Consider the following 25624-nt stretch of genomic DNA (forward strand, 5'->3'; position numbering starts at 1 on the left):
GCGATGCCCACAGCTTCATCTTTTCAAAAATACTCCCGCCGGAGGCACCCTAACCCCCTCACTTGCACCTGGTTCACTCTATTGACGCTGAGTTTTGTCACAGCTCTGCTAACAAAGGCGCCCGTAATGCCAGAGATTGCAGCAGGGGGTATTCTGTTACTTGCTTTGATCAAAGCGCGCGTGATCCTCGCGCGCTACCTCGACCTTAGCCAAAGCCCGGCCTGGTTGCGTGGGTTCACTATCGTTCTGACCGGATTTTCGATATTGATCTTCGCCCTCTATCTGATTTGATCGAAGAAAAAGCGACCTCCGTGCGGTGACAATTTTTCAAGCGAGGGGCGCATTTGATTATTGTGCCGCCATCGGCATCCTTGCGATCTGACACCGCTGCCAAAGAACCGACAAAGCACCGACCAGATGGTCGATATCTTCATCCGTATGAACCGGAGAAGGCGTGATCCGCAGACGTTCGGTGCCCTTTGGAACGGTCGGGTAGTTGATCGGCTGGATGTAGATGCCGAATTCCTCCAACAGCGTGTCCGAGATGAATTTGCACTTAACCGGATCGCCAACCATCACCGGAATGATGTGGCTGGGATTGGGCAGATGCGGAATGCCTTCTGTATCCAACCGGGCGCGAACCTGTGCCACGCGGGCCTTTTGCAGGTCGCGTTCACAATTTGACCGTTTCAGATGCTGGATCGAAGCCGCGGCACCTGCCGCAATCGAAGGAGGCAAAGCCGTGGTGAAGATAAACCCGCTGGCAAAGCTACGCACGAAATCACACAATGTCGCCGATGCCGCAATATAGCCGCCGACGACGCCAAACGCCTTGCCCAGTGTGCCTTCGATCACTGTCAGACGATCCATCAGGCCTTCGCGTTCGGCGATACCGCCGCCGCGCGGACCATAAAGTCCAACGGCATGGACCTCATCCAGATATGTCATGGCACCGTATTTATCGGCCAGATCACAGATCTCTTTGATGGGGGCGATGTCGCCATCCATCGAATAGACCGATTCAAATACGATCATCTTGGGCGCATCGGGGTCGGCTGCCGCCAGTTTTTCCTCGAGATCTTCCAGATCGTTATGCGCCCAGATCACCTTCTGCGCGCGCGAATGGCGAATGCCTTCGATCATCGACGCGTGGTTCAGAGCATCCGAGAACACGATCAAACCGGGGATTTTGGCCGCCAGCGTTCCCAGCGCAGCCCAGTTCGATACATAGCCCGAGGTAAACAGCAGTGCAGCTTCTTTACCGTGCAGATCCGCAAGCTCGGCTTCCAACAGGACGTGATCATGTGTCGTTCCGGAAATGTTGCGTGTGCCGCCTGCACCCGCGCCACAACGGTCCAGCGCGTCGTGCATTGCGCCAATGACCGCAGGATGCTGCCCCATGCCCAAGTAATCATTCGAACACCAGATCCGCACATCACGCTGCGTGGAACCATCGGTCTGCCGCGCGTTTGGGAAAGACCCGCAGCGCCGTTGCAGGTCGATGAAAACGCGGTAGTTTCCTTCGTCCCTCAGATCATCGAGGCTGTTGCTGAAAAATCGCTCGTAGTCCATCTCGCTTGCTCCCGGGAATACTGGCTTTTTACGAGACTAGGCCCGCAGCGCCTCCGGCGACATGACAATTGTCAAGTTCGGGCAACGGAAAAAGACGGGTGCGCCGGATACCGGTTTCAGATAGCCTGCGGAGGAGGGATGTACCGGTCAGACCACCGACCAGGGAAAAGGGGGACCCTTCGTGGCGTATGAAGCACAAAAAGCGATCGCTCGACAGTCGCTTTTGCTCAAAAGCTTACCGGAACACCATATCGACACGTTGCTGAGCCATGCGATCTGGCGGGAATATGACCGGGGTGAGACGATCTTTCTTCAGGAAGAAGAGGCCAAGGCCATTCATGTCGTGCTGGCGGGGTGGGTCAAATTGTTCCGCATGTCACCATCCGGTGCCGAGGCTGTGGTCAGCGTCTTTACCCGTGGTGAAAGCTTTGGTGAGGCCGTTGCATTGCGCAATGTCCCCTACCCTGTGTCTGCCGAAGCTGTGTCCGCATGCGAAGTCATGCATCTGCCCAGCCCGGTTCTGCTGTCGTTGATGCGCGAGGACGCGGAAATCGGCGTTTCTATTCTGGCGGCCACATTTACCCATTTGCATTCTCTGGTATCTCAGCTTGAACAACTGAAGGCGCAGACCGGCGCACAAAGGGTGGCCGAGTTTCTGTTGAACCTGTGCGACAGTGACACCGGGGATTGTGACGTTGAGCTGCCATATGACAAACTGCTGATTGCCGGACGTCTGGGCATGAAACCAGAGAGCCTGAGCCGCGCGTTCTCGCGGTTGAAATCCGTTGGTGTGAAGATCAACCGAAACCATGCAGAGATTGCCAACATCGAAACACTGCGGGACTACGCCGAAAGCGATCATCAGAGAGGCAGCCTGGGAGGCATCGCTACCGTTCCGCGCGGCGGGAACTGATCTTATAGGATCTTCGTATGCCCTCCCGCGTTCACTGCACTCGCGCCGCTGGGGCCCATAAGGGTTTCAAAGCTGCAGGTCTTTCCCCAAACCGTCTGTCGCGTCCTTCAGGAAACCTTGCGCGGCAGTTGCTGCGTCAGTGATGTGGCTCTCAACGGCGTGACGGGCGGCATCCGGATCGCGACTGAGGATTGCATCGTGGATTGCCGTCAGTTGTGTCAGCCCCTTGCCATCGCGACTGCGGGTCGAAAGCGTCAAGGCGCGTAGGCGACTGATCCGACCGTTGAGGCGCTGTACGATTTCCCAGGCTACGCTATGTTCCGCCTCTTGGAAAATAAGCTCGTAAAACCGGGTCGTGGCCTGCAACAGATTGGCCCATTCGGTGTCGCCCATTGCCGTCTTCAAGACGGTCAGGGCGCGGCTGAGTTCGGGCCCAAAATCCGGCCCATGCCGTTGCGCACAGGCCGCTGCTGCAGCGCCTTCAAGCAGCAAGCGCACATCGTAGATCTGCCTGGCCTGAGCCCAATCCAGGGTCGAAACAACAGGACCACGATTGGGAAGGATTTCCACCAGGCCTTCGGCTTCCAGAAAACGAATTGTCTCGCGGATCACCGTCCGACTGACGCCAAGCTGATCACACAGCGGTCGCTCGACAAGTCGCTGACCGGGGGCGAAACGTCCATCAACGATCGCTTCACGCAATCTGTCTTGCACAATATCACGCAAGGTTTGCGGGGCTTTGTCGATTTTTTGCAAGGGGGCGTCTGAAGATTTCATCAGGGATTTCGTATCCGCGTTGGGTTCTGGGGACAAGTAAGATTGACCTATCATAGTATGGTATACCATATTAGCAATCGAATCACACCACCGAAGGAACACAAAATGCCCGCTGAGGTTCGCAAAACGCTTCTGTATGAAGAAAACACGCTGATCGAAGGCGGCAAGGTGGCTGAAAAACCGCTGAAGCTGATTGCAGCAATGGCTGTCATTCGTAACCCATGGGCCGATGCAGGATTTGTCGAAGACCTGTCCCCCGAGATCCGCGAATGCGCTCCGGGATTGGGGCAGATGCTGACCGAAATGATTTTGGACGCCGCTGGCAACGGCGACAGTGTCGAAGCCTATGGTAAATCCGCAATTGTTGGATTGAACGGTGAAGTCGAACATGCCTCGGCCCTGATCCACACTTTGCACTTTGGCAACCACTACCGGAACGCAGTCGGGGCCAAGTCTTATCTGTCGTTCTGCAACACGCGCGGTCCGGCCAATGCGCCGTTAATGATCCCGTTGATGGATAAAAACGATGGTGGGAGGCGATCCCACTACCTCACGATCCAGACTTCGGTCGCGGACGCGCCGGCAGCAGATGAGATCCTGATTGCGCTTGGGGCCTCGATCGGTGGTCGCCCGCATCACAGGATCGGTGATCGATATCAGGACCTCAAGGAATTGGGCCATGACGTTGACAACCCGGCAGCTGTCTGAGTCTGGAAACCACGTGACGTTCAGAGATCACGGCGCAGGTTCGCCCGTGGTCCTGCTGCATGGTGTAGGAATGCAATCAATCGCCTGGGAACCGCAGATCGCCTCACTGAGCCAAACCTGTCGCGTGATCGCCGTTGATATGCCGGGACATGGGGGCAGCGCGCCCTTGCCGAAGGGCAGCCAATTGCCCGATTTCGTCGCGTGGCTGCATGATGTTGTACAGACCTTGGACCTTGGTCCCGTCGCCGTCGCGGGGCATTCCATGGGGGCGTTGATCGCATTGGGGTTTGCAGTTGACCACCCAGATTTGACGTCCCATGTCGCCTTACTGAATGGCGTCCACCGCAGGGATGCTGCCGCCAGTGAGGCTGTGATCGCGCGAGCCGCAGATATCACTGCAGGCCGGTTTGATCTTGAAACCCCTCTTGCGCGATGGTTTGGCGACCAACCCTCAGAGGCGGCGGCACGAGCTAGGGTCGCGGAATGGCTCGGGTCCGTCGATCAGGATGGCTACGCCACAGCCTATGCCGCCTTTGCGCGCGGCGACGCAACCTATGCAGACAGAATGGCGACGATAAAATGCCACCTGCTGGCGATAACAGGCGACGGTGATCCGAACTCGACCCCCGAGATGGCCAACGCCATGGCCGACGCCGTGGAAAATGGTCGCGCTGTGGTCATCAAGGGGCATCGCCATATGGTAAACCTGACCGCACCTGAGGCTGTGACGGCGCATCTTTTGGGCTGGCTCGACCATAGCCAGCCCAATCTGCAAAGGAAGTTGCAATGACCCCGATTGATACGCGCGCATTGCGCAATGCTTTTGGAACTTTCATGACCGGCGTCACAATTGTGACCTCGCAGGACGAATCCGGTCAACCGCTTGGGTTTACGGCAAACTCGTTCACCTCTGTTTCGCTGGACCCGCCATTGGTGCTGGTCTGCCTTGCCAATAGTTCGCGCAACTATGACGCCCTGGTGCAGTCCGAAGGGTTTGCCGTCAACGTGTTGTCCGAAACCCAGATCGACATTTCGAATACGTTCGCGCAGCCTGTCGAAGATAGGTTTGCAGAGATTGACTGGCGCCATGGGCCGCAAGGTTCACCGATCCTGGACGGCGTGTCCGCTTGGTTTGATTGCACCTTACATCAGACCGTGGATGCGGGCGATCACGTGATCCTGATCGGTGCCGTCAAAGCCTTTGACAGCACATCGGCACCAGGGCTTGGATATGCACAAGGGGCGTATGTGACACCTTCAACCGCAGCAGAGGCGCTTTCGCAAAACACCAATCTGGTCGTGTCCGCCCTGATCGAGCGGAACGGAGCGATATTGCTGGTCGATGATGGCGCCGGAGGGCTTGGGTTGCCGGAAATGGTCGCAACCAAGCTGGGGGCCACAGCCGCACTGAAGCAATTGATCGAAAACACCGGCCTGACGGCGCAGCCAGGATTTGTCTATTCCGTGTTTGAAGATATCGGTCGCAAAATTCAGCACATCTCGTTCCTGTGTCAGGCTGAACAGGGCACGCCGAAAACGGGCGCATTTGTGCCACTTGACGCGTCGTCTTTTCACGATGTGACGGATCCTGCCATCCTGACCATGCTGGAACGTCTGGCCGAAGAAGCCGAACTTGGCAATTTCGGCATCTACTATGGCAATCAGAATGCGGGCGAAGTTCGCCCAGTTGCGACTAAGGGTATTTGAAATGCAGTTTTCCTTGTTTGTTCATATGGAACGTATCTCGCCGGATCAGGATCAACGTCAGCTGTATGACGACTTTCTAGCGCTTGCCAAAATGGCCGATGAAGGCGGCATGCATGCGGTCTGGACCGGTGAACATCATGGGATGGATTTCACCATTTCGCCGAACCCGTTCCTTAATCTGGTCGATCTGGCACGGCAGACAAAAAACGTAAGGCTGGGAACTGGTACGATCGTCGCCCCGTTCTGGCACCCGATACGGTTGGCGGGTGAGGCCGCAATGGCCGATATGATCGTCGATGGCCGACTGGATCTGGGCATTGCGCGCGGCGCCTACAACTATGAATACCAGCGCATGATGCCGGGCATGGACGCATGGGAGGCCGGCCAGCGCATGCGCGAAATTATTCCCGCGTTGCAGAGGTTGTGGGAAGGCGACTATGCGCAAGATGGCGAGTTTCACGCGTTCCCGACCGCAACGTCTTCGCCCAAACCTGTGCAGGATGGCGGGCCGCCAATATGGGTTGCCGCGCGCGATCCCAACACGCATGAATTTGCGGTAGAAAACGGGTGCCACGTTCAGGTCACCCCCCTTTGGCAGGGCGATGAAGAGATCACCCGGTTGATGGAGACGTTCAATGCAGCCTGTGCGAAATACCCCGATGTGCCGCGCCCCAAGATCATGTTGTTGAACCACACCTATATAGCTTCGGACGCGGAAGATGTCAGGCTGGCGGCGGAAGAGATCAACCGCTTCTATTGCTATTTCGGCGCGTGGTTCAAAAACGAGCGACCCGTGTCTCAGGGGTTGATCAAAACTCTGACGGACGATGAAATCGCCGCTCACCCGTTCTATTCACCCGAAGCAATGATACGCGACAATGTTATTGCAACGCCCGAGGACGCGATCACGCGCATCAAAGCCTATGAGGATCTAGGCTATGATGAGTATTCGTTCTGGATCGACAGCGGCATGAGTTTTGAGCGCAAAAAAGCATCGCTGGAACGGTTCATCAAAGACGTCATGCCAGCCTTCGCCTGAGGAGAAAACATGCAGCAGTTTCAGCAATATATCGGCGGCGGGTTCTCGGACGGGTCTGCGCGATTTGAAAGCCGTGATCCGGCGACGGGGTCGGTTTGGGCGATGATGCCCGAGGCGAAGAGCGCAGATGTGAACGCTGCGGTGGACGCCGCCGAAGCAGCATTCTTGGCACCTGAATGGGCGGGGATGACGGCCACGGCCCGAGGTAAGCTTTTGTACCGTCTTGCCGATCTGGTCGCTGAAAACGCGCAGATTTTGGCGCAGCTGGAGACTCGCGACACTGGCAAGATCATCCGCGAGACGTCGGCCCAGATTGCCTATGTTGCCGAGTACTACCGATACTATGCCGGGCTTGCCGACAAGATCGAAGGTGCACATCTGCCCATCGACAAACCGGATATGGAGGTCTGGTTGCGACGCGAGCCTGTGGGCATTGTGGCAGCCGTGGTGCCGTGGAATTCGCAACTGTTCCTGTCCGCCGTCAAAATCGCGCCCGCTCTGGCTGCGGGGTGCACGGTGGTTTTGAAAGCGTCCGAGGACGGCCCTGCCCCGATGCTTGAATTTGCCCGCATCTTTGATCAGGCGGGGTTTCCTGCTGGTGTGTTGAATGTGATCACCGGTTTTGGGCCCGAATGCGGCGCGGTGCTGACCAGCCATCCCAAGGTCGATCATGTTGCCTTCACTGGTGGGCCGGACACTGCGCGCCATGTGGTGCGCAATTCCGCTGAAAATCTTGCCTCGACTTCGTTGGAATTGGGCGGGAAATCACCGTTTATCGTATTCGAAGACGCCGATATCGAAAGTGCGGTCAACGCGCAGATCTCGGGCATTTTTGCCGCCAGCGGCCAAAGCTGCGTGGCGGGGTCGCGATTGATCATATCCAACAAAATCAAGGATGCGTTCCTGACTCGCCTGACCGAAAAGGCCGAAAGCGTCGTGATTGGCAGCCCCGATGATATGGCAACCGAGGTCGGCCCCCTTTGTACAGAAGGCCAGATTCGGACAGCCGTTGACTTGATTGCGGCGTCTGATGCCGCAGGGGCCAAAGTGATCACTGGTGGGGCACCTCTGGATCGCGACGGAAATTACTTTCCCCCGACAGTCATTGATTGCTCGGAAGCGCCAAACGCGCCGTGTCTGACGAATGAATTCTTTGGACCAGTGCTGTCCGTTCTCAGCTTTGACAGCGAGGCCGAAGCGCTGCAATTGGCCAATGACACCAAATTCGGACTTGCCTCCGGCGTGTTCACCAAAGACCTGACTAGGGCGCACCGTATGATGCGCGGCCTTCGTGCCGGGATCGTGTGGGTCAACACCTACCGGGCGGTCAGCCCGATTGCGCCGTTTGGCGGGCACGGTTTGTCAGGGTATGGGCGCGAAGGCGGCCTTCAATCCGCGTTGGATTATACCAAAGTCAAAGCGGTCTGGTTGCGCACCAGCGATGATCCAATCCCAGATCCGTTTGTTATGCGCTAACCGGCACCGCTGGGGCGCCTCATGCATTCGTCAGATGTGCACCCAGCTTTTTCAACATGCGGCAACACAAGTCTAACTGTTCCAGCTCAAGGTACTCATCTGGTTTATGTGCCTGATTGATGGAGCCGGGACCGCATACAACAGCATGTGTGCCCAGTTGCTGGAACAAACCGGCCTCGGTCCCAAAAGCCACAAGGTCAGTTCCGTTTGCACCCGTCAGTTTAATCACCAAATCCCGCGCAGCATTCTGCGCCATAGGCTCAAGCCCGGTAACCTCGGCTATGATTTCAAGTTCAATCTCGGCCAGCGGATGAACGGCTTTCATCCCGGGTTTCAGCGTTCCGTCGACGTAGTCGGCTACCTTGCCTTTGACAAATTCCGCGTCGGTCAGTTGAACCGGGCGCATTTCCCAATCGACCTCGGCCTTTCCGACAATCACATTATGGGCCACACCGCCTGAGATGCGCCCGATGTTGATGGTGCTCCACGGCGGGTCGAACTTGCTGCTTTCGGGCGCCCTTGATTTCAATGCCTCGCGCAGTTCCAGCAATTTGGCCACATAGCGCGCGGCATATTCGGCCGCATTCACCCCAGCATCCGGCGCCGATCCGTGCCCTTCAAGACCAGTGAACCGCGTGGTGTATTCGTAACATCCTTTGTGGCCCTCAATAACCCGCATCTCGGTGGGTTCACCGATGATCGCAATATCAGGGTCAATTCCCTTTTCTGACAGATCCGCGATCAGGTTTTGCGCGCCCAAGCAGCCTGTCTCTTCATCATAGGTGAACGCAAAATGCAGTGGCTGGCTAAGCGCCCCGGCATCAATCTGTTCAGCCAGTGCAATGGACGCAGCGATGAACCCTTTCATGTCGCAGGTGCCACGGCCATAGATCTGGCCGTCCCGTTCCGTCATGTCGAAGGGATCGCTGGTCCAGTCCTGATCGGCCACAGGCACGACATCGGTATGGCCCGACAGCATGATGCCGCCGGGCAGATCCGGCCCGAGCGTGGCAAACAGATTGGCTTTGGTGCCGCTATCATCAAGTGTCACGGTGCACCGCGCGCCCCGCGCCTTCAGCCGTTCTGACAGATAGTCGATCATCTGAAGGTTCGACTCTGCCGAAACCGTTGGGAAGGCGATCAAATCCTGCAATATATCGACTGAGCGATCCAGCATTACGGGTTCGCAAACATGTTGCGCGACAAGGCGAGGCAGCAGACGTTTATCGACTGCGTGCTGGCGTGGTCAGTGTGCGACATCGACAGTTCCGTTGCAGGACAACTCCAGTTGACACAACTGCACCAATCGGCCCACGTCAATAGGTCGAGTATTTGGAGGGGGCATGCGGCCAATCAACAACCCACACCGGGGGGGGACAGAAGCTGATCCCACCCGCGCCTTTCTTTCGACAAACGCGGCGCGCGTGGCGAATTTACTGTCGCGATGTCCCGCAGCAAAAGAGACACCGTTGATCGACGCCGAAGGCTTGGCACCTGTCGCGCGCTTGTGGGTCAAGGACGAACGTCCCCGACACATATTTTATTGCAGGCAGGCGTCGGCGGCCTTGCAGGCGGGGTCGGAATTGCTGCGGTGCTGAACAGCGACGACAGGGCAGCCTTGGGCATTGACGCCGGTTCACGCATTTTGTGCTTTCTGTACGAGATCGCCGAATGAGAGGTTTTGATCAGGTCGAACTCGAAGGGCGCAGAGCACACCCGCAGGACCTGATGAATGCATCGGGCCTTTCGGTCCTTCTGCTGACCACCAAAATGGATGTGCGATATTTTACCGTGCTTTTGCGCGCGTGCCCGACATCGCCGGGGTTGGGGTGGCGCTGGACGAGGTTTTTCGCAGGTTTCAAATGCTCTGCCTCGAAGAAGAAGGCTGATTGGGGACCCTATCTGGCCGGTGGTGCGGAACCCGGCGGTTACACGAATGTAATCTCACCCGCGCGCGCAACACCCTTGACCGATGGCGATGTTTTGATGCTGAACGCCGGTCTTGTCTGGGACGGATACTTCTGTGATTACGACCGCAACTGGTCCATCGGCCCGGGGCAACAGCGGCAGACCTGTTTCACGCCATGAACACGGTGCCTACAGCAGATGCCGAAGGCACGGATGCCGGGCGTTTGGGGCACGGTTTGGGCGTGTCTTTGTCCGAGTGGCCGTCGCTTATTCCGACGGATCATACAGTGTTGGCACCGGGTATGGTGCTGGCTCTAGAATCCGAGTTCAGCGCCTATTTTTCTGACCGGGCGTACCCGATTCATGTCAGCCGTATTCCAAGCGGCATCGAAGTGACCACAGATATTCTGGCTGAAATGGAGACCGCCCTGCCTGCAGTCGCCGGGCTGCTGCCCAGTGCCCGTCCTTACCGCGTTGTCGGTTATGGGTGCACATCCGCCAGTTCGGTCATCGGGTCTGATCGCGTCGCGTAACTGGTCAAGCAAACCTGCGATACGGTCGAGATAACAAACCCGCTGCGGGCCGCCGCAGCCTGCGCCGAAAGCCTCGGCGTTTCAAAGTTTGCCCTTTTGTCGCCCTATATTGAAGAAGTCAACGTACCGCTGCGTCGTGCATTTGCCCAGAATGGCACAAGCGCGGATGTCTTCGGCACGTTTGGAGAAGCCGAGGAAGCGAAGGTTGTTCGCATCTCGGGCCAGTCCATTGTCAGTCATCCCAGAGATTCGCGCCAGGATTGGAAAGCCGGTTCTTTCCAGCAATCAAAGTCTGGCATGGCATATGAAGACGCTGAATAACGCCGATTGAGTTATCAATTCGATATCTCAAATGGCAAAAACAGCATTCATTGTTGCATTACATGTTCGGCTTGGTCTTAATTGATATCACTGATCAATGAAATCCGGTGCATTCGGATAATCATTTGACGAAACAGGGGGTCTTGTGACCGAAACATCGAACGACGCCGCGTTTGTCGAATTTCAACGCGTTCAAAAGTCTTATGACGGCGAAATTCTCGTCGTTAAGGACCTTAATCTGGCTTTGCCAAAAGGTGAGTTTCTGACAATGCTCGGGCCGTCAGGATCGGGCAAGACAACTTGTCTGATGATGTTGGCCGGGTTTGAAACCGCCACCCATGGTGAAATCCTTCTTGATGGTCGCCCCATCAACAACATCCCGCCGCATAAGCGTGGAATTGGCATGGTTTTTCAGAACTACGCCTTGTTCCCGCATATGACTGTGGCCGAAAACCTCTCATTCCCGTTGGAAGTCCGCAAAATGGGCAAGTCCGACCGTGAGGCAAAGGTCAAACGCGCGCTGGATATGGTGCAGATGGGCGAGTTCGGCGGTCGTCGACCCGCGCAATTGTCCGGGGGGCAACAACAAAGGATCGCGCTGTCACGCGCGCTGGTGTTCGAGCCTGAGCTTGTTCTGATGGACGAGCCCTTGGGCGCGCTGGACAAGCAATTGCGCGAACACATGCAGTTCGAAATCACCCGGCTGGCACACGAGCTGGGGATTACCACTGTTTATGTGACCCATGACCAGACCGAAGCGCTGACAATGTCTGACCGCGTGGCCGTGTTTGACGATGGGCGCATTCAGCAATTGGCGCCGCCCGATCAGTTGTATGAAGAACCGGAAAACAGTTTCGTGGCGCAGTTCATCGGTGAGAACAACACTTTGGAAGGTGTCGTGAAATCCATCGATGGCGACACCTGCCTGGTTCAGCTTGATGACGGGTCAGAAATTGATGCCGTTCCAATCAACGTCCACAAGGCGGGCGAGCGGACCAAGGTTTCGATCCGGCCGGAACGGGTCGAGTTCAACAAGGACCGCCTGCACGCCGATGCGCATACCCTGAAGGCAACGGTTAAAGAGTTCATTTATATGGGCGATGTGTTCCGGTTCCGCATGTCGGTGGCTGGCAATGATGAATTCATTGTCAAAACACGGAACGCGCCGGACGCCGTCCGGCTGGCCCCCGGTCAGGAGATCGAGATTGGCTGGCTGGCTCAAGATTGTCGTGCGCTGGACGCATAGACCAAGCTGCGCGACACAAGCGGAGCCAAGCTGAGGGACCGGCTGATGAAAACCCGTGCATTGGCCGAACAAATACAAGACGGGATAAACTGGGAGTAACACATGAAACCAACAAAAACCTTACTGACGGCTGCTGCGCTGGCGACGGCTGCAGGCAGCCTGTCTGCCGAAGAAATGACCATCGTGTCCTGGGGTGGCGCTTATTCCAAGTCGCAGCTGAAGGCCTATCACGAGCCCTATTCGGAAAAGTCAGGTGTCACCATCCTGAATGACGACAGCTCGGCCGAAGCGGTGGCAAAGCTGCGCGCCATGAACGAAGCGGGCAACATCACCTGGGATGTGGTTGACGTTGTGGCTGCAGACGCGATCCGTCTGTGCGACGAAGGTCTGGCGATGGAAATCGACCCGGACACCATGCTGGCCCCGGCACCTGACGGCACATCCGCCGCAGATGATTTTGGTGACCTGCTGGTCAGCGACTGCTTTATTCCGCAGATCGTGTACTCGACCACTTTCGGCTATCGTACCGATCTGGTCGGTGACACCCCCCCAGCCGATGTCTGCGCCGTATTCGATCTGGAAGCTTATCCCGGCAAACGTTCGCTGGAAAAGCGTGCGATCAACAACATGGAATGGGCTCTGATCTGTGATGGTGTTGCCAAGGATGATGTCTACGACGTTCTGGCCACTCCGGAAGGTCAAGATCAGGCATTGGCCAAGCTTGGCACCATCAAGGACAATGTTGTCTGGTGGTCTGCCGGCGCGGATACGCCACAGCTTCTGGCCGATGGCGAAATCATCATGGGTTCGACCTATAATGGCCGCCTGTTCAGCGTGATCGAAGAGCAAAACCAGCCTGTCGCCATGCTGTGGGACGCGCAGATCTTTGATCTGGACGGCTGGATCATTCCTGCCGGTCTGAGCGAAGAGCGTCAGCAACGCGCACTGGACTACATCATGTTCGCAACCGACACCCAGCGTCTGGCAGATCAGGCCAAGTACATCTCGTACGGACCGGCACGTGCCTCGTCAGCTCCGCTGGTGGGTCAGCACGCGGAACTGGGCATCGACATGGCACCGCACATGCCGACCGATCCGGAAAACGCCAAGAACACGTTCCTGTATAACTACGAGTTCTGGGCCGACTACCGCGACGATATCGAAGCCAAGTTCCAGGCATGGCTCGCGCAATAAGCGTTTGATTTCATGAAACAGCCGGGGGCGGCCCGCCGCCCCCAGACCCAAGCAGAGTCAAGGGGCACAGATGACTGACGCAAGCCAAAACGCGGGGCCGATGCTGGCAGCGGACGGAACACCGCTCAAGCAATCTCTGGCACGTTCATTGCGGCGACAGAAGCTGCGGGCGCTTTTGCTCATTTCCCCGCTTCTGTTGTTTGTGATGTTTTCCTTCATTGTACCCATTGCATCAATGCTGTTCCGGTCGGTCGAAAACGGAATGGTCGCCGAAACTCTGCCGCTTACCGTTGAGGCGCTGCAAAGCTGGGATACTCAGAGCGGTGAACTACCGGAAGAAGCAGTGTACGACGCCTTTGTGCGCGATATGGTTGTTGCGGTTGAAAACAAAGAACATACCCGTCTGGGTTCGCGTCTGAATTATGAAGAAACTGGTATGTCTTCGTTATTCCGCAAATCTGGGCGGAAGCTAAAAAAGATGGACCCAGAGACCGACGGCCCATTTAAAGAACAGTTAATCGAAATTCACGAGGGTTGGGGCGATCCGCAGACATGGAGCGTGATCAAGACCCACTCACCCGCGGTCACCAACGGGTATTTCCTGAACGCTGTGGACATGCGCCGCACGCCTGAAGGCGCGCAATCACAGCCTGAGGACAAGCGGATTCTGATCAAGCTGTTTGGCCGAACTCTGTTCATGTCGCTGGTGATTACCGCATCCTGTATCCTGTTGGCCTACCCGGTGAGTTATCTTTTGGCGACCTTGCCGATGCGGGTATCAAACCTATTGATGATCCTTGTCCTGTTACCATTCTGGACTTCCTTGCTGGTGCGAACGTCGGCTTGGAAAGTCATGCTGCAACAACAAGGTGTGATCAACGAGACGCTGGTCTGGCTTGGGCTTGTCGCCGATGATGCCCGGCTGATCATCATCAACAACCAGATCGGCACGATCATCGCCATGACGCACATCCTGTTGCCGTTCATGATCTTGCCAATGTATTCGGTGATGCAAACCATCCCGCCCACCTATACGCGCGCTGCAAAATCGATGGGCGCAACCAATTGGACAACGTTCTGGCGCATCTACTTTCCGCAGTCCATTCCGGGTATTGGCGCGGGGTCGATCCTCGTCTTCATTCTGGCGATTGGCTATTATATCACGCCCGAGATCGTTGGCGGCACCAAGGGTGTCTTTATTTCGAACCGGATCGCCTATCACATCTCGTCCTCGCTGAACTGGGGATTGGCAGCCGCCTTGGGCACGATTCTGTTGGCGGTCGTACTGCTGCTCTACTGGGTCTACGATAAGATCGTGGGCATCGATAACGTGAAGTTGGGATAATCAAGATGGCAGCACTTACACCGATATCCCGCAAACCCATGTCAGTCGTCCTGCCCGCTGTGGCATTGGCCGGTGCTTTTGCCGGCATGTTTGTCGGCGCTGGCAACGGATCGATCCCCTTGGGCATTCTGGGCGGCGCTGTTCTGATGACAGGCTTAGCATGGGTCTTTATCAACGTTCTCAAGAACGAACAGATGGCCCGTTGGATCACTATTCTGGGCTTTGGGATTGCAGGTTTTCTACTGTCAGGTCCGATGGGCGGCGTTTTGGGCTTGCTGGGCGGTTGGTTCTTTGCATGGTTTATCTATTGGCTGTACGAAGGACGATACCGCCAAAAACTGTTGCCGTACCTGACGGCGAAACAGGTTTTTTACCACTACCTGTTCCGGGTGATCTGCGGCGCGATCTTTGTCTTCCTGATCACTCCGATCCTTGTGGTGCTGCCGCTATCGTTCAACGCGCAGGACTTCTTTACCTTCACGCCCGAGATGCTGCGCCTGGACCCCGAAGGATATTCGCTGAAGCATTACCGTGACTTCTTCACCAACAATGAATGGCAGCGCAGCTTCAAAAACTCGCTGATCATTGCGCCCATCGCCACCGTCATTTCGGTGTCGCTTGGCACATTGGCGGCGATCGGACTCAGCCAATCCCATGTGCCCGGCCGGCGCGCAATTATGGGCATTCTGATCTCGCCCATGATTGTACCCTTGATCATCTCAGCCACGGGCATGTTCTTCTTCTACAGCGACATCGGGCGGTTCCTAGAAGGTACCCTGGGTATGAACAAGAACTTTGTGGGCTATCTGAAGGTTATCCTTGCCCATGCCGTTTTGGGTATTCCTTTTGTGATCATCACCGTAACCGCCACACTGGTCGGCTTTGACAGGTCCCTGACGCGCGCGGCCGCCAATATGGGGGCCGGTCCGGTGCGCACGTTCTTTTCGATCCAGATGCCATTAATCCTGCCGGGTGTGATCTCGGGCGGGTTGTTCGCCTTCATCACCTCGTTTGATGAGGTTGTCGTGGTGTTGTTTGTGGGATCGGCCAGCCAGAAAACGCTGCCATGGCAGATGTTCACCGGCTTGCGTGAACAGATCAGCCCGACCATTCTGGCGGTCGCAACGATCCTTGTGGTGCTGTCCATCGGGCTGTTGGCAACCGTCGAGTTGCTGCGGCGACGTTCGGAACGCTTGCGGGGCCTCTCGCCTGCTTGACGGAGCTTCCTGTCTGATCTAACGATTCATCCGTTCACCCCAGTCGCGATGGCGTCGCGGCATCATCGGGGGTGATCGGCTCTCGGACCCCGAGGCCGCCTGTCCTGAACGCCGGGACATGTGGCCGGGTATTGCCGCCCGGCATAGATGAGAGACCAAAAGATGAGTGATACATCAAACCGCCCCGAATTCTTCACCTGTCACAATGGCGACAAAGCCCCCCTCCCGTTCAGCAAAGACGAATATGCACGTCGATTGACCGCGCTACGGTCGATCATGGCCGCCCGGGATATTCCCGCGGTGCTGCTGACCTCGATGCAAAACATCGCCTATTACTCGGGCTTTCTGTATTGCTCGTTCGGTCGCCCCTATGGCTGCGTGGTGACACAAGACGCCTGCACCACCGTGTCGGCCAATATCGATGCAGGTCAGCCGTGGCGACGCTCGGTCGAGGACAATGTCATCTACACCGACTGGAAACGCGACAACTACTGGCGCGCGGTTGCTGGCCTGACCGGTGGCGCCAAGCGCATCGGGATTGAAGGCGACCACATGACGATCGCAGCCCGCGACACCGCGATGGCAATGTTGGGCGCGCCTGAGCTGGTCGATATTGCGCCGGACACAATGGCAGCACGCATGATCAAATCCGCCGAAGAGATTGCGTTGATCAAAGGCGGTGCACGGACAGCTGACGTCGGCGGGGCGGCCATCCATGCGGCAATCCGCGAAGGTGCAACCGAGATTGAGATTGCGATGGCAGGCCGTGACGCGATGGAGGCGGAAATTGCCCGCGCCTACCCCGACGCCGAATATCGCGACACCTGGGTGTGGTTCCAATCCGGTCTGAACACCGACGGCGCCCATAACCCGGTGACAAAACGCGCCCTGCAAAAGGGCGATATCCTGTCGCTAAACACCTTCCCGATGATCTCGGGCTACTACACGGCACTGGAACGCACGCTGTTTCTGGGCGAACCGGATGTAGACAGCCTGCGCCTGTGGAAAGCCAACGTGGCGGCGCATGAGCTGGGCCTGAGCCTGATCAAACCGGGTGCGACCTGTTCCGGCATCACTGCCGAGATCAACCGTTTCTTCGCGGATGAAGGCCTGCTGCAATACCGCTCCTTTGGGTACGGTCATTCATTCGGCATCCTCAGCCACTATTACGGGCGGGAAGCCGGGCTGGAGTTGCGAGAAGACATCGACACGGAGCTTGAACCGGGCATGGTTGTCTCGATCGAGCCAATGTTGTGGGTCCCTGAAGGTCAGCCCGGCGCGGGTGGCTACCGCGAACATGATATTCTGGTCGTTGAAGAAGACGGGGCTGAAAACATCACCGGTTTCCCATATGGCCCGGGCCACAATATCATCGGAGCCTGAGGTGGCGGGTGGGAGGAAGATCTCCCACCCCATTCAGTCCGCTGTATCTGTTCGTGAAAAATGACCCCAACATACGGATCAGCCGCGACGAGACAGCAATCGGGACAAATGATCGAAGTTTAGGGTCGATCGGACGTCCGCCTTGATACGATCATCTCCAGCAGCTGGTCTTTCGTGCGCTTGATGTGACGCACCAAAAGCTGGCAGGCCTGATCGGTCTGGCCTGATCTAGCCAGTTCCAAAAGCTCTTGATGCTCTTTCTTGGCCGGAGCGCGCTGCTTCATCACGCTGAGGTGCATTCGCACGTAACGGTCCGATTGCAGGCTGATGCGATCCAGCACTTCGCGGGTCAGGCGTCGGCCTGAGGCCGCGTATAGTGCCAAATGATATTGATGGTTCAGAGCGCCCCATGTTCCAACGTCATTGCCATCATATGACGCCTCCATTTCTGCCAGAACCCGTTCGCAATTGGCGATGTGTTCTAATGTCATATTTGGAATCGAACGGCGAAACAGATCCTCTTCGATCAGGCATCTCAGATCAAAAATTTCGCCAATTTCTTCCAGAGAGTGCTTGGTTACAGATCCACCCCGGTTGTTGGCCCATTGAACCAGCCCTTCGGCGCTGAGACGTTTCAGCGCCTCTCGGATTGGCATGCGCGATACGTCATATTCCTCGGCCAGAGCTTCCTGTCGGATGGTTTCCCCTTCTGCAAGCTCGCCGCTCAGGATCCGCTCGCGCAGGTCGTTTGCAATAACGTCCGGAAGGCTTTGCTTGGCAATCACGCGTTTTCCAGACATCTCAACCCCCTGCCCCGCCGTGGTTTTGCCAACCATTGCAATGTAAGGCGAATGCAGGGGGCGCAGCCAATTCACTGGGGTCACAAATCATCACTGTCACACCCCCCAGGTATCCGACAATCGATAGCCGCCGGGCCAAGGATCTTCCGGGTCAAGCATGTGCTGATGAATTCCGGTGATCCAGCCACGGCCGCTGATCTCGGGAACAACTGCGGGCCGGTTGCCCACTTGAGATATGTCTACGATCTGTCCCGTAAATCGTGAGCCGATAATTGAAACGGCCTCAAAACACTGCCCCGCTTTGATCTCGCCTTTGGCATGCATCAGCGCCAGTCGTGCGGAAACGGCTGTCCCCGTGGGTGACCGGTCGACCTTTCCCGGCTGGATCGCGACGGCAGATTTGCCGGTCAAGCCGGTATCTGTTTGGGTCAGTGGTCCGCAGAAAGCACAGAACGAGATATGATCCCAATCGGGGTTTTCGGGATGCGAGAACCCAATCTGTTCGTTGGCAGCGTTGGTAATCGCCACACCCAACCGGGCGATATCACGTGCTTCGTGTTCAACGATCTCAAAGCCAAGGGCCGTCGCATCAACGACCACGAAACTGTCGCCGCCATAGGCTGTGTCGACAATGATAGATCCCAGCCCCGGAACGTCCAAGGGCACCGAAATCTTATCGGCAAAGCTGGGTATGTTCTGCACGAAGATGCGCTCGGCCTTACCGTTTTTGCATTCGGCCCGAACGCGAACCAGGCCACCCGGCGCTTCGAGCACCAGATGGGTTTCCGGTTCTTGCATCGGGATGATCCCGCCATCCAGCAACACAGTCGAAACACAAATCGAATTTGACCCGGACATGGGCGGCGTGTCTTCGGGCTCCATGATGATCCAGGCGGCATCTGCGCTGGGATGTTTGGGTGGAACCAGAAGGTTCACATGACGGAACACACCACCGCGCGGTTCGTTCAGTACAAAGTTCCGAAGCGTCTCATCTTGCGCAATGAAAGTCCTTTGATCCCAAAGCGAATCGCCGGGCGGAAGGGCGACACCGCCAACAATGACGTCACCAACTTCACCCTCGGCATGGGCTGAAATGACATGAATGGTCTTGCAACTGCGCATGTGAACCCTCCGATTTAGAAGCGGGATGCCGCAAAAGGCGACAGATCAACGGTCGGTGTGGTGTTGGTCACCAAATCTGCGACCAGCTCTGCGGTTCCTGCGGATTGTGTCAGCCCCAAATGTCCGTGCCCGAAGGCATATAGTACTGCTGGTGCGCTCGCGGATCTGTCGATCACCGGAAGACTGTCCGGCAATGACGGGCGAAACCCCATCCATTGAGTGCCATTGCTAATGTCGAGATCAGGCAGGAACTGTCCCGCTTTCGCCAAAAGCGCGTCGGCACGTTTGTAGTTCGGGGCCAGTGCAAGACCGCCCAATTCGACTGCACCCCCTATCCTGACACCGCCGTTGATCCGCGACACGACAAACCCGTGCCCGCCAAAAGTCAGATGGGTACGCAGATCAAACGCTCCTTGTGGTAGCGTCGTGTTGTAACCGCGCTCGGTTTCCAGCGGGATCTGGTCGCCAAGGTGTTTCGCCAACCTATGGGACCATGCGCCCGCCGCAAGAACGACCTGACGCGCTCGGATATCGCCGCTTGTCGTGTTCAGCACCACGCCATCTTCCACCGGTGTCAGCGCGGTGATCTGAGTAAGCTGCAGCGCGCCGCCACGGGTTTGGAATTGCGATGCGAGATGTTGTGTCCATTTTTGCGGATCAACAGTGTTCAACCAGGTCGGCGTAAAGCCAGCGTGAGTGAAGCGGCGATTTAGCCCAGGTTGAATCTCGGCGATGGCGTCCGGGCTGTGCAGCAGATCAAACTGGATACCGCGTGCCTTGCGCAGGTTCCAATCCTTTTGACTGTCGCGGAACTCGGCCTCTCCTTCGAATAGCTGTAGTTGGCCATCGCGCTGCATGAAGGTCTCGCCATTCACATCCGCGATTTGCCGTTCAAGCGCTGCGCGGGAATGATCCATGAGGGCACATTGCGCAGTCACCGAAGCGGCGTAACGATCGCGCCAGCTTGCGCGCCAGAACCGGAGCATCCAAGGGGTTATGTTCAAAGCATAGGCTGGTGGAACAGACAGGGGGCCCAACGGATCCAGCAGCCATTTCGGCGCTTTGCGCATGATACCGGGTTTTGCCAATGGTTCGATTTCGGCAAAGGCAAAGGCACCGGCATTGCCCTGCGACGCACCTGCAGCAATTCCTTCGCGATCCAGGACAAGAACGTTGCGACCCCGTTTTTGCAGCTCGAGCGCTGCGCTGATGCCGATGATACCAGCACCGATCACCACAATGTCGTTCTCTGTTCCAAGCCTCATAATATTGTTCCGTCGAAGAGGTGGGATCTCAGGGGCCACTGACAAATCAGCCCCCGACAAGTGTCAGCTGTAGATTCCGGATCGAAACGGATCGTGGTCGTCAAAGATCAGTTTACCCTCGGCCATCACATAGGCCTGCCCGGTCAGCGAGGGGGTCACACCGCCGTTCGACCCGGGTTGGTAGGACAATCTGTAGGGGCTTCCGATCACGCTTTCCTGCAGGATTTCATCACCCGGTGCCAAACGCCCCGCCGCAGCGAGACATGCCAGCCGAGCAGAACTGCCAGTACCGCAAGGCGATCGGTCGTACTGATCATCCGGGCACAGCACGAAATTGCGACTGTGAACGCCTGCATTCGGGGAAGTACCCTGAAAGATGACGTGATCAACGGACTCTTGGTTTTCGCCACCAATCCTCTGCGCCACGCAAGCCTCGCGGATTTCGATTGCCATATCTGTCATTTGACGAATGTTATCGGACACCACTGGGATTGGGCTTGGCTCCACAATAAAGAACCAATTGCCACCATAGGCGACATCGCCGGTCACCGTGCCGTAGTTTTTCGTCTCGAGTGTGACAGCAATTTGCACGCGGCGACTTTCGACATTGATGACACGCACTGTGTTCGGGTCCAGCACGTCTATCGTAACCACACCAACTGGGGTTTCGATCTTATGAGACCCCGTTCCAATCCGGCCGAGATGCGCAAGCGTGACGCCCAAACCAATGGTACCGTGCCCACACATCCCAAGCACTGCGTCGACGTCAAAGAAGATGACACCGGTCTCGCAGCTGGGATCTACAGGATCGACCAGCAGGGCGGCGACCATACCGGGCTGACCGCGCGGCTCCAGCAGAACAGATTTATAAAAAGCCTCATACTCAGTGGCCAGCTTTCGGGCGCGAAATTCCTGCGGTCCGGACCCCAAATCCGGACCGCCGTCCAATATAACGCGTGTGGGCATTCCACCAGTATGGCTGTCGATCACATGCATTCAGCGATAATCCCGCCCTGATGGGACCAGTCGGCAAACCAAGAGCGGAACAAAGCATATTGCTGTTCACAGTAGTTACGCTGTGCATCGGTCAGTTCATCGGTTTCGTTGAAGTGGAGGCGATATTCTTCCTCTCCATTCAACACCAGCAGGTGCTTGTAATAGAGAACAAGGTCTGTGCCCTCGTCAAAGCTTGCCAAAACGCCAAAAGCCTCTTCCAACTCGCGCGCGCGTAACCGGGCTTCTGCATGGCCTGCGGCCGCTTTCTGCGACAGCGCCGCCAAAAGCAGCGCCTCTTTCGGAAGGGCTGTTCCGATCCCCGTGATCGACCCGGTGGCCCCGCAATTCACAAACCCATGAAAAACCTCGGTATCGACACCAACCATCAGCGTGACTTCGTCATCTTTGGACGTGATGTACTCTGCCGCGTAGCGCAGGTCGTCCTTGCCGCCAAATTCCTTGAACCCAACAAGGTTCGGATGTGCCGATCGCAGTGCAAAGAACAGGTCAGCCCTGGTGGCAAAGCCATAAACCGGGCTATTATAGATAACCGCAGGCACATCCGGCGCCGCAGTCAGGATCGCCTTGAAGTGATGTTCTTGCGCAGCCATGGACGACCCACGCGACAATATCCGCGGGATCACCATCAAACCTACAGCCCCGACTTTTTGGGCATGAGCCGCATGGGCCACGGCTGATTTCGTGTTGATCGCACCGGTTCCGACAACAACCGGAACACCGGCAGCCACAAGACGTTCAACTCCCTGCATCCGTTCAGCGTCTGTCAGAAGGGGCCAATCCCCCATCGAGCCACAATAGACCACAGCAGACATTCCGGCCTGGATCATCTCTTTGCCCTTCTTGACAAGGGCGTCATAATCCGGCGTCCGATCCGCTTTGCAAGGGGTCATCAAAGCCGGCATGGTGCCGGAGAAGATCGTCTTGGACATTTCGCGTCTACTTTCCCGAACGTTTCAAAGCGCTGCCAGGGCAACAGTTTGCCAGACCTTTCTTGCTTTGGTGAAAGCCCTGGCACAGATGTCTTATGGGATATTGGATACAAAATCCACAGATAATTTTTACTGTGCGTCGGTAGAGTTTTTGGGTCCACTTCTCCGACTGAAGAGACAGAACGCCGCTTACCGCGTTACTCAGTAGATTAAGTTCAGCATCAACAGGGAGACCACCAAAAACAGAATAGTCATGACCCCACCGGACCGCACAAAGTCCATGACCTTATACCCCGCAGGACCCATGATCAGGGCGTTCACCTGATGTGTCGGAATGATGAAACTGTTTGAGGTGGAAATGGCCACCGTCAGCGCAAAGACGGCCGGGTTGCCACCAGCCGCTACTGCAATCGATACGGCAAGTGGCACAAGCAATACGGTGGCCCCGACATTTGACATTACCAGCGAAAAGGCCGTGGCCAATATCGCGACTCCGGCCTGAAGCGCCCAAATCGGCCAACCATTGAGAATGATCATGATCTGTTGCGCGATCCACGCCGCCGTTCCAGTATTTTGCACGGCTTGCCCCAGCGGTATTAGGCAAGCGAGCAGGAATACAGTATTCCATCCGACAGCGCGATACGCCTCGTCGACGCTGAGCACGCGGGTGAGCATCATTCCAGCCGCTCCGGTCAACAGGCAAAGCGACAACCGCACGTCAGTGAACAGGATCAATGACAGCGAGATCGCGAAAAAGGCCAAAGCCCAACCAACCTTTTGCGGCCGTAATTCATCTTGTGGAAAATCAGTTGTAACGACGACAAAGTCCGGATCCCGCGTTATCCGCATCAGGTTGTCCCACCTGGTGTGTGCAACCAGCATGTCCCCCGCATGGAATTCTTCGAGCCCGATCTGGGTAGATTCATGCGCATCGGATTCAACGTGGCTCAGTGTTTCTTCGCCTCGATGTATCGCAAGCAGTGACATGCCATATGTTTTCCGAAACAAAAGCTCGCGAGGGCATTTTCCGATCAGTTTGCTATCGGGCGTCACAACCACTTCGGCTATTCCGGCATTGGTGGGTGCGAACTCTTCTACAAAGATGTCCAGTTCCGGAAGAACGGTCAGCCCGAATTTCTGCGCGAATTCTTCCACCACCCAGCGTCGCCCGATGATCGCCAGTCGACAGGGCGCGGCAATCTCAGCCGTCAGAACCTGCACCATTGAGGTCTTACCCCGGTAGAATGTCGAGATAATGTACAGATGGTTTTCATGGTTGATGTCGGCCAGCACCTGCCCCACCAAAGGGCTTTCAGCTGGCACAATCACCTCAAAAACATCGGCTTTGAGCCCGTAGACGCGTTGCAGATATTCCTGTGTGCCCTGCCCTGTCCCCGTGTTTTCAGACCCGGTACCACCGGGCAACACCCACCGGCCCAGCAGAAGGAAATACGCGATACCGGTCAGGATTAACGCCGCCCCGATGGGTGTCACCGAAAAAAGACCAAATGGTGCTATTTTTTGATCCTCCGGCAAACCTTCGTTTGCGGTCAAGATCAGATCATTCAGCAATATCAGTGGCGATGAACCAACCATCGTCATCGTGCCCCCCAAAATGGCACAAAACCCCATGGGCATCAGCAGGCGCGATAGCGGAATTCCAGACCTTGAGGATATCCGGCTGACGACTGGCAGAAACAACGCAGCTGCACCGACATTCTGCATGAAGGACGAAATAACGCCGACAGTGCCCGATATGATTGGCAACACCCGGCCCTCGGATGTGCCGCCATATTTCAGAATAACCGCCGCAACCTTGTTCATGATGCCGGTTTTGTCCAAACCCGCACCGACAATCATGACCGCAATGATGGAAATCACGGCATTTGAGGCGAACCCATCAAAGAGGTGTGTGACATCTGCGAGGTTTCCAAGCCCTGGCGCGTAACTGAGAAGACCAACAATGACGAGAACCAATATGGCGGAAAGGTCAATTCTGACAATTTCAGATACAAAGAGAAAAACAGTGAAGGCCAACAGGGCGCAAACCACTCCCATCTCGAACGTAAAGGCCACATGTTCCACAGAATTCACCGAGACGTTGTCTTCTTTTGTCTAAAGTAAACAATTAAACTATCGCATCTATATTGTCATGAAATTTCGATTCACATTTAGAAAACGAAACATAATTTCAAAATGTTGACGACAGTTCTGTTCCATGCACCTGTTTCACACAAGTTGATGAGCCTGCTACAGAGTACTAGTGTTCCTTTGGGTTGAGGCATCGGACCTGATCCGGTCGATGACGACTCCATTGTGCTGACACCTGCGAAAGATCGGGATGGCCCGGTTATCGATCTTGTTGGCGATCTGGCAGGGATACTGTCGTCCGCCGCTGAATGTGACAGTTCTTCTATTGTAGAGGAGTTGTCTGACTTCCACCCAGATGGGCTCGACAGTAATGGTTGCGGGAGTAGGATTTGAACCTACGACCTTCAGGTTATGAGCCTGACGAGCTACCGGGCTGCTCCATCCCGCGACATTTTTTGTGACCTATCGCTTACGCTACTTGAGGTCTTTGGCTGGTCTGGCGCCTATTTGGCGAGTTGAGACCGTTGGTTGGCCTATTGCTTGCGCTATTTGAGGCCGGGGTCGAATAGGTATTCTATCGTTTTGAGAGAATGTGGGATTTTTCTAGGTTTGGCGGTGACCTACTCTCCCGGGGCTTAAGCCCAAGTACCATTGGCGCGGCAGCACTTAACTTCCGGGTTCGGGATGGGACCGGGTGTTTTGCTTGCGCTATGACCACCAAACCGAGGAAAATCCCCGTCGCTCTTTTTGCGCAGCAAAAAGGCGACGCGCGGCAGGCAGCGTCTTTATCGCAGATAAAGGCGCGTTGCCGCACGGTTGTGTATCAATCAACACCGCAGCTAGGTGCTACGAAGTTATCCATGTTTAATGAGGTGTATGTTTTTGGCTTATTTGTTCGCCTACCGCCTCTACTTGAGGCGGTGGGTTGTCTTTCCATTACTGGATCAAATCAAGCCTATCGGGCGATTAGTACCGGTCAACTGAACGCATTACTGCGCTTACATCTCCGGCCTATTGACGTGGTGGTCTTCCACGGCCCTCAGGGAGACCTGTCTCTTATA

22 protein-coding genes, 1 tRNA gene, 2 rRNA genes and 1 pseudogene are annotated in these 25624 nt (G+C 56.2%); 14 read left to right on the top strand and 12 right to left on the bottom strand.

All coding sequences use genetic code 11. The annotated features are described in order from the left end of the window. Positions 1–3: 3 nt before the first annotated feature. Entirely contained in the window at positions 4–291 is a 288-nt protein-coding gene (locus D9K61_RS24010; protein WP_120635748.1) for a cytochrome C oxidase subunit IV family protein, read from the top strand. A 57-nt stretch (positions 292–348) separates the two neighbouring features. Here the strand turns inward: D9K61_RS24010 and hemA are convergent, their stop codons facing one another. Beyond that, positions 349–1572, bottom strand: coding sequence for a 5-aminolevulinate synthase (gene hemA, locus D9K61_RS24015; RefSeq protein WP_120635749.1), 1224 nt, complete (start codon positions 1570–1572; stop codon positions 349–351). A gap of 181 nt (positions 1573–1753) precedes the next feature. Between hemA and D9K61_RS24020 the strand changes: the two genes are divergently transcribed. Further along, positions 1754–2485 (top strand): Crp/Fnr family transcriptional regulator, encoded by a 732-nt coding sequence (locus D9K61_RS24020; protein WP_120635750.1) that lies wholly within the window; start codon positions 1754–1756, stop codon positions 2483–2485. Between the two features lie 66 nt (positions 2486–2551). Here D9K61_RS24020 and D9K61_RS24025 read toward each other — a convergent pair whose 3' ends face one another. Continuing rightward, entirely contained in the window at positions 2552–3262 is a 711-nt protein-coding gene (locus tag D9K61_RS24025) for a GntR family transcriptional regulator (protein ID WP_216825845.1), read from the bottom strand. Between the two features lie 105 nt (positions 3263–3367). Here D9K61_RS24025 and D9K61_RS24030 point away from each other — a divergent pair, with 105 nt between their 5' ends. From D9K61_RS24030 to D9K61_RS24050, 5 genes are read left to right on the top strand one after another with little or no spacing between them, the layout of a single operon-like run. Further along, complete coding sequence (locus D9K61_RS24030) at positions 3368–3970, top strand: amino acid synthesis family protein (RefSeq protein ID WP_120635751.1); 603 nt, start codon at positions 3368–3370, stop codon at positions 3968–3970. Further along, complete coding sequence (locus tag D9K61_RS24035; RefSeq protein WP_120635752.1) at positions 3942–4760, top strand: alpha/beta fold hydrolase; 819 nt, start codon at positions 3942–3944, stop codon at positions 4758–4760. Before D9K61_RS24030 ends, D9K61_RS24035 begins: the two co-directional genes overlap by 29 nt. Beyond that, the gene (locus D9K61_RS24040) at positions 4757–5677 is read left to right on the top strand and encodes a flavin reductase (RefSeq protein WP_120635753.1); all 921 of its coding nucleotides are present in this window, start codon (positions 4757–4759) and stop codon (positions 5675–5677) included. Before D9K61_RS24035 ends, D9K61_RS24040 begins: the two co-directional genes overlap by 4 nt. 1 nt (position 5678) lies before the next feature. After that, positions 5679–6716, top strand: coding sequence for an LLM class flavin-dependent oxidoreductase (locus D9K61_RS24045; RefSeq protein WP_120635754.1), 1038 nt, complete (start codon positions 5679–5681; stop codon positions 6714–6716). 9 nt (positions 6717–6725) lie between these two features. Further along, the gene (locus D9K61_RS24050) at positions 6726–8192 is read left to right on the top strand and encodes an aldehyde dehydrogenase (RefSeq protein WP_120635755.1); all 1467 of its coding nucleotides are present in this window, start codon (positions 6726–6728) and stop codon (positions 8190–8192) included. 19 nt (positions 8193–8211) lie between these two features. On the opposite strand, the gene argE is transcribed toward D9K61_RS24050, so the two are convergent. Then, positions 8212–9369, bottom strand: coding sequence for an acetylornithine deacetylase (argE, locus tag D9K61_RS24055; protein WP_120635756.1), 1158 nt, complete (start codon positions 9367–9369; stop codon positions 8212–8214). A gap of 598 nt (positions 9370–9967) precedes the next feature. Between argE and D9K61_RS27640 the strand changes: the two are divergent. The 7 genes and pseudogenes from D9K61_RS27640 to D9K61_RS24095 form a co-directional block, all read left to right on the top strand. Next, positions 9968–10420 (top strand): annotated as a pseudogene (locus D9K61_RS27640) (M24 family metallopeptidase); the annotation flags it as partial. Positions 10421–10729: 309 nt separating this feature from the next. Next, entirely contained in the window at positions 10730–10954 is a 225-nt protein-coding gene (locus D9K61_RS24070; protein WP_120635758.1) for a hypothetical protein, read from the top strand. A gap of 145 nt (positions 10955–11099) precedes the next feature. Then, a complete protein-coding gene (locus D9K61_RS24075) occupies positions 11100–12200 on the top strand; it encodes an ABC transporter ATP-binding protein (protein WP_120635759.1) in 1101 nt (366 codons plus the stop codon). A gap of 102 nt (positions 12201–12302) precedes the next feature. Further along, positions 12303–13394 carry an extracellular solute-binding protein gene (locus tag D9K61_RS24080; protein WP_120635760.1) on the top strand — a complete coding sequence of 364 codons (1092 nt, stop codon included), beginning with the start codon at positions 12303–12305 and terminating at the stop codon, positions 13392–13394. Positions 13395–13464: 70 nt separating this feature from the next. Then, positions 13465–14739, top strand: coding sequence for an ABC transporter permease (locus D9K61_RS24085; RefSeq protein WP_120635761.1), 1275 nt, complete (start codon positions 13465–13467; stop codon positions 14737–14739). A gap of 5 nt (positions 14740–14744) precedes the next feature. Further along, positions 14745–15956, top strand: coding sequence for an ABC transporter permease (locus D9K61_RS24090; protein ID WP_120635762.1), 1212 nt, complete (start codon positions 14745–14747; stop codon positions 15954–15956). A 162-nt stretch (positions 15957–16118) separates the two neighbouring features. Then, a complete protein-coding gene (locus D9K61_RS24095; protein WP_120635763.1) occupies positions 16119–17339 on the top strand; it encodes an aminopeptidase P family protein in 1221 nt (406 codons plus the stop codon). Positions 17340–17458: 119 nt separating this feature from the next. On the opposite strand, the gene D9K61_RS24100 is transcribed toward D9K61_RS24095, so the two are convergent. The 9 genes from D9K61_RS24100 to D9K61_RS27355 form a co-directional block, all read right to left on the bottom strand. Continuing rightward, on the bottom strand, positions 17459–18139 hold the full coding sequence (locus tag D9K61_RS24100; protein ID WP_120635775.1) for a GntR family transcriptional regulator: 681 nt from the start codon (positions 18137–18139) through the stop codon (positions 17459–17461). A 96-nt stretch (positions 18140–18235) separates the two neighbouring features. After that, positions 18236–19261, bottom strand: coding sequence for a proline racemase family protein (locus D9K61_RS24105; protein ID WP_120635764.1), 1026 nt, complete (start codon positions 19259–19261; stop codon positions 18236–18238). A gap of 14 nt (positions 19262–19275) precedes the next feature. After that, positions 19276–20526 (bottom strand): FAD-binding oxidoreductase, encoded by a 1251-nt coding sequence (locus D9K61_RS24110; protein WP_120635765.1) that lies wholly within the window; start codon positions 20524–20526, stop codon positions 19276–19278. Positions 20527–20589: 63 nt separating this feature from the next. After that, positions 20590–21522 carry a proline racemase family protein gene (locus D9K61_RS24115; protein WP_120635766.1) on the bottom strand — a complete coding sequence of 311 codons (933 nt, stop codon included), beginning with the start codon at positions 21520–21522 and terminating at the stop codon, positions 20590–20592. Then, positions 21513–22472 (bottom strand): dihydrodipicolinate synthase family protein, encoded by a 960-nt coding sequence (locus D9K61_RS24120; RefSeq protein WP_120635767.1) that lies wholly within the window; start codon positions 22470–22472, stop codon positions 21513–21515. Before D9K61_RS24120 ends, D9K61_RS24115 begins: the two co-directional genes overlap by 10 nt. Positions 22473–22673: 201 nt before the next feature. Further along, positions 22674–24557, bottom strand: coding sequence for an SLC13 family permease (locus D9K61_RS24125; RefSeq protein WP_371688494.1), 1884 nt, complete (start codon positions 24555–24557; stop codon positions 22674–22676). Positions 24558–24934: 377 nt separating this feature from the next. Next, a tRNA-Met gene (locus D9K61_RS24130) sits at positions 24935–25011 on the bottom strand. A 159-nt stretch (positions 25012–25170) separates the two neighbouring features. Next, a 5S ribosomal RNA gene (gene rrf / locus D9K61_RS24135) occupies positions 25171–25285 on the bottom strand. 223 nt (positions 25286–25508) lie between these two features. Continuing rightward, a 23S ribosomal RNA gene (locus D9K61_RS27355) occupies positions 25509–25624 on the bottom strand; the annotation flags it as partial.

The organism is Ruegeria sp. EL01, from assembly GCF_900313035.1.
In the GTDB taxonomy this organism is placed as follows: Bacteria; Pseudomonadota; Alphaproteobacteria; order Rhodobacterales; family Rhodobacteraceae; genus Ruegeria.

Coding starts and splice junctions, on each gene's coding strand:
- D9K61_RS24035 (WP_120635752.1), top strand. CDS start 3,942: ATGACGTTGACAACCCGGCAGCTGTCTGAGTCTGGAAACCACGTGACG.
- D9K61_RS24030 (WP_120635751.1), top strand. CDS start 3,368: ATGCCCGCTGAGGTTCGCAAAACGCTTCTGTATGAAGAAAACACGCTG.
- D9K61_RS24080 (WP_120635760.1), top strand. CDS start 12,303: ATGAAACCAACAAAAACCTTACTGACGGCTGCTGCGCTGGCGACGGCT.
- hemA (WP_120635749.1), bottom strand. CDS start 1,572: ATGGACTACGAGCGATTTTTCAGCAACAGCCTCGATGATCTGAGGGAC.
- D9K61_RS24100 (WP_120635775.1), bottom strand. CDS start 18,139: ATGTCTGGAAAACGCGTGATTGCCAAGCAAAGCCTTCCGGACGTTATT.
- argE (WP_120635756.1), bottom strand. CDS start 9,369: ATGCTGGATCGCTCAGTCGATATATTGCAGGATTTGATCGCCTTCCCA.
- D9K61_RS24095 (WP_120635763.1), top strand. CDS start 16,119: ATGAGTGATACATCAAACCGCCCCGAATTCTTCACCTGTCACAATGGC.
- D9K61_RS24050 (WP_120635755.1), top strand. CDS start 6,726: ATGCAGCAGTTTCAGCAATATATCGGCGGCGGGTTCTCGGACGGGTCT.
- D9K61_RS24120 (WP_120635767.1), bottom strand. CDS start 22,472: ATGTCCAAGACGATCTTCTCCGGCACCATGCCGGCTTTGATGACCCCT.
- D9K61_RS24025 (WP_216825845.1), bottom strand. CDS start 3,262: ATGAAATCTTCAGACGCCCCCTTGCAAAAAATCGACAAAGCCCCGCAA.
- D9K61_RS24115 (WP_120635766.1), bottom strand. CDS start 21,522: ATGCATGTGATCGACAGCCATACTGGTGGAATGCCCACACGCGTTATA.
- D9K61_RS24040 (WP_120635753.1), top strand. CDS start 4,757: ATGACCCCGATTGATACGCGCGCATTGCGCAATGCTTTTGGAACTTTC.
- D9K61_RS24010 (WP_120635748.1), top strand. CDS start 4: ATGCCCACAGCTTCATCTTTTCAAAAATACTCCCGCCGGAGGCACCCT.
- D9K61_RS24090 (WP_120635762.1), top strand. CDS start 14,745: ATGGCAGCACTTACACCGATATCCCGCAAACCCATGTCAGTCGTCCTG.
- D9K61_RS24105 (WP_120635764.1), bottom strand. CDS start 19,261: ATGCGCAGTTGCAAGACCATTCATGTCATTTCAGCCCATGCCGAGGGT.
- D9K61_RS24110 (WP_120635765.1), bottom strand. CDS start 20,526: ATGAGGCTTGGAACAGAGAACGACATTGTGGTGATCGGTGCTGGTATC.
- D9K61_RS24045 (WP_120635754.1), top strand. CDS start 5,679: ATGCAGTTTTCCTTGTTTGTTCATATGGAACGTATCTCGCCGGATCAG.
- D9K61_RS24085 (WP_120635761.1), top strand. CDS start 13,465: ATGACTGACGCAAGCCAAAACGCGGGGCCGATGCTGGCAGCGGACGGA.